The organism is Ilyobacter sp., from assembly GCF_041583315.1.
Taxonomy (GTDB): Bacteria; Fusobacteriota; Fusobacteriia; order Fusobacteriales; family Fusobacteriaceae; genus Ilyobacter.
Genome location: NZ_JBFHGC010000480.1, coordinates 1 through 2,248, shown reverse-complemented (window position 1 = coordinate 2,248; position 2,248 = coordinate 1). Strand labels below are relative to the sequence as shown.

Sequence of the window (2,248 nt, the reverse complement as noted above, 5' to 3'; positions counted from 1 at the left end):
CCTGCATACGCTGAAAGTACTTGAGGGGCAGCCCTCCGGGAGGATAGGTACTTGCCAAGCTTTTTTTTATTTTTTGGGACAAAATAGATGGCCTCTTTTTAAAATGATCTAGTGGAGTGCGTTAAAAGTTAAAAAAATTTAAATTTTATAATTAAAAAATACAATTTATTTTTATCCTGAAGGACTTTATTTTTGAAAGTCCTTTTTTGTTTGGTACATTTGAAATTTTTAATAAAATTACAAATGTACTCGAAGTCGATGTTGATATTTGATGAAGGAATAAAGGAATTAAGAGGAATTAGACGCATTGCACAGTAAAATTTTTTAACGGTATAAAAGGGATAAACGCATTATATGTGGGAGGTGGAAAATGAAAATAGCCATGATTGGTCTGGGAAAAATGGGCGGGAATATGTCTAAAAAACTCATAGCGAAGAAACACGACGTTATAGTTTATGATATGAACTCTGAACTCAGAAAGGAGTTTGAAGGTATAGGGGCTAGGGCTGTAGAGAGTATAGAGGATTTATGCAAAGAAGCTGAAAAAGGAAATATCGATATAATATGGTCGATGCTGCCTGCCGGAGAAATAACTAAAAATATAATACTTGATATATCCATAAGGTGTGCAGAATCAAAGATCATAGTAGATGGAGGGAATTCATTTTATAAAGACACAGTGAGGCTAGAAGAGGAAGTCCGTAATAACGGTCATACTCTTATGGATGCTGGAACCAGTGGAGGAATATGGGGTCTTGAAAAAGGATATTGTTTCATGGTTGGAGGGGATAAAAGTAGTTATGAATTTATAGAACCCATTCTTGCAGATCTGTCTGAACCCACAGGAGGTCATGAATATATGGGACGAGCTGGTTCTGGACATTTTGTAAAAATGGTTCATAATGGTATTGAGTATGCTATGATGGAGGCTTTCGGAGAGGGATTCGAAATTCTCAAAGAAAAAAAAGAATTTGATCTGAATCTGGAAAAAATATCTAAGGTATGGCAGCATGGAAGTGTAATCGATTCATGGCTTCTTGAACTCTGTGGAAATCTTTTTGAAAAAGAAGGGAATCTAGAAGGGATAAAAGGCTATGTGGAAGACTCGGGTGAAGGGAGATGGACCGTAATAGAGAGTATAGAGGAGAGAGTTTCGGCACCTGTTATTACCCTTTCCCTGCTTCAGAGATTTAGATCTAGAAGAGATGAGACATTTAGTGATAAAGTCATAGCAGGACTTAGAAATCAATTTGGAGGACATGCTGTAAAAACAAAAAAAGGAGGTTAAAACTTTATGAATGGACATATCAATCTGGATTTTGTGCAGAGCGATTCTAAAAATAAGGAGAAACTCCCTTTTACTCTTATAATATTTGGAGGTGCAGGAGATCTGAGCCAGAGAAAACTGATTCCCTCCTTATATAACCTTTTTGTTTTAAATCAATTACACAAAGATTTTAATATTATATCCTGTGGGATGCCTGAGTTGACAGGAGAAAAATACAGAAATATTTTAAAAAATTCCCTGGAAAAATTTATTTCTAAAAAACCAGGAGAAAAATCAGAAGAATTTCTGGACAAATTCCATTATGTATCAGGAGCTTTTGATGATAAAAAAATGTATGACGAAATATATATAAAATGCAAGGATCTAACTGGTGAAAAGAGTCAGTTAATTTTTTATCTTGCTATACCTCCTGAGTTTGCTCCCATTGTGATAAAGTCTTTGGAAAAATCCAGCCTGTGTTCTGCTTGGTATAAAAAAAAGATAGTCATGGAAAAACCTTTTGGTGTGAATATAGAGAGTGCAAAAGAACTTAATAGAACAGTTTTGGGAGTATTTGAAGAGGATGAAATTTATAGGATTGACCACTATCTGGGAAAGGAAACTGTACAGAATATACTTTTTTTCAGATTTGGGAACAGCATATTTGAACCTTTGTGGAACAGAAATTTTATTGATCATGTCCAGATAACTGCTGCGGAAACGCTGGGGATAGAGCATAGAGGCAAATTTTATGAAAAGGCAGGAGTCATAAGGGATATAGTACAGAATCATGTAATGCAGCTTTTGTCACTTGTTGCCATGGAACCACCTGCAAATTTTGATGCTGATAGAATCAGAGATGAAAAGCTTAAAGTCTTTAAGTCAATAAGATCCATGGATGAGAATTATCTGAAAAAAAATATTATAAAGGGTCAGTACGGACCCGGAAAATCCTGTGGGAAAAGTGTAGTCGGATATACT

At 35.3% G+C, this 2,248-nt stretch carries 1 protein-coding gene and 1 pseudogene; both read left to right on the top strand.

Going from position 1 to position 2,248, the window contains the following annotated elements; translation table 11 throughout:
- The first annotated feature begins 370 nt into the window (after positions 1-370).
- On the top strand, positions 371-1,288 hold the full coding sequence (gnd, locus tag ABZA26_RS13160) for a phosphogluconate dehydrogenase (NAD(+)-dependent, decarboxylating) (protein ID WP_372714963.1): 918 nt from the start codon (positions 371-373) through the stop codon (positions 1,286-1,288).
- A 6-nt stretch (positions 1,289-1,294) separates the two neighbouring features.
- Positions 1,295-2,248 (top strand): annotated as a pseudogene (locus ABZA26_RS13155) (glucose-6-phosphate dehydrogenase); the annotation flags it as partial.